This is a genomic window from Paenibacillus sp. EPM92, from assembly GCF_016586185.1.
GTDB lineage: Bacteria > Bacillota > Bacilli > Paenibacillales > NBRC-103111 > Paenibacillus_G > Paenibacillus_G validus.
Genome location: NZ_BCPS01000123.1, coordinates 1 through 1,478, shown reverse-complemented (window position 1 = coordinate 1,478; position 1,478 = coordinate 1). Strand labels below are relative to the sequence as shown.

Genomic DNA, 1,478 nt, shown 5'->3' with positions numbered 1-1,478 from the left:
GAGTCTGTCAATAATTTTGTGTAATCTCTCTTTCCCGAGTCTAGTAACAGTGAGCCGCGGCTTGACTTGGAACCTCCGGCAGGCATGATGTCCTTGCGAAAGGGCGAATAGCTGAAGACTGTTCGCACCGGCATCCAGCCTATCATGCCTGCCCCTCCAAGTAAAGCCGCTTTTAACGTACTTGAACGCGTTCTGGATAGTATACCGTGAGTTGCAGCAAAATCTGTCCCCAGTTTTGCACGCGGCCCGTCCACCTTTTTAGTACGTCCATCGTGGAAAGATATAACATTTTTAAAAGCGATTCATCCGTTGGAAAAATGCTCTTGCCTTTCGTGACTTTGCGAAGCTGCCGATGGTAGCTTTCGATCATGTTCGTCGTGTAGATGAGCTTCCGAAGTTCCGGAGGATACTTGAAGAAAGTCGACAATTCATCCCAGTTCTGCCTCCATGATTTCACTAACAGGGGATATTTACTTCCCCAGGTCTCTTCAAAACGATCCAGCTCCAGCAGAGCAGCTTCTTCCGTAGCCGCCTTGTAAATGGGTTTAAGGTCAGCCGTCACCTTCTTGAGATCTTTGTAGGATACGTATCGCGTGCTGTTTCGAATCTGATGAATGATACATTTTTGAATCTCCGTTTGCGGGTAGCATGCAGAGATGGCCTGGGTGAAGCCCGTTAGGTTGTCTACACAGGCAATGAGAATGTCCTGCACTCCACGATTCTTGAGATCATTCAGTACGCTGAGCCAGAACTTGGCGGATTCATTCTCGCCAATCCAAATGCCGAGTACGTCTTTGTTGCCTTCCAGATCAATCCCAATGACCATATAGGCCGCTTTGTTTACAATATGCCCGTCCTGCTTTACTTTAAAGTGGATCGCGTCCAAGAAGACAACCGTGTAGATGTTTTGTAGCGGCCGGTTTTGCCATTCCTTAATGATGGGAACAATTTTATTTGTAACGTTTGAAATGAGTGTAGGTGAAACCTCAACGCCATACAGATTCAGCAGGTGATCTTGAATATCTCGCGTGCTTACTCCCTTAGCATAGAGAGCCACAATTTGGTCTTCAATCCCTGTGACATTGGTTTGATGCTTCTTCACCACAACCGGATCAAACTCGCCCAAGCGGTCACGAGGCACTTGGATTTCAATGTCCCCATACTCCGAAGATACGGTTTTCTTGCTGTAACCATTGCGGCTGTTCTTTGTTTTTTTGCTTTTGGCATCGTAACGATCATACGCCAGCTGCGTATCCAACTCAGCTTGGAGCGCCTCTTCAAGTACGTCCTTAAACAATTCCTTCAAGGTTGTTTGAATGTGTTCAACCGATTGAAAGTTGTGTTCTTTTACAAACTCACGCAAATCCTTTTTGGTCCAAAACTTCTCGATCATGTCTTCGTACCTCCACCGGGTTTTCTATGATAAAAGTATGCCCATTTTTCCCCGGTTTAAGAGGTTACACGATTTATTTTACAGA

The 1,478-nt window shown here is 45.9% G+C and carries 1 protein-coding gene; it reads right to left on the bottom strand.

Annotation, left to right across the window (positions count from 1 at the left end):
* Positions 1–172: 172 nt before the first annotated feature.
* The gene (locus JMF85_RS27760; RefSeq protein ID WP_127608444.1) at positions 173–1,393 is read right to left on the bottom strand and encodes an IS256 family transposase; all 1,221 of its coding nucleotides are present in this window, start codon (positions 1,391–1,393) and stop codon (positions 173–175) included.
* Positions 1,394–1,478 lie beyond the last annotated feature (85 nt).

Excerpts from the sequence above, each read along its gene's own strand:
- JMF85_RS27760 (WP_127608444.1), bottom strand. The coding sequence starts at position 1,393 with ATGATCGAGAAGTTTTGGACCAAAAAGGATTTGCGTGAGTTTGTAAAA.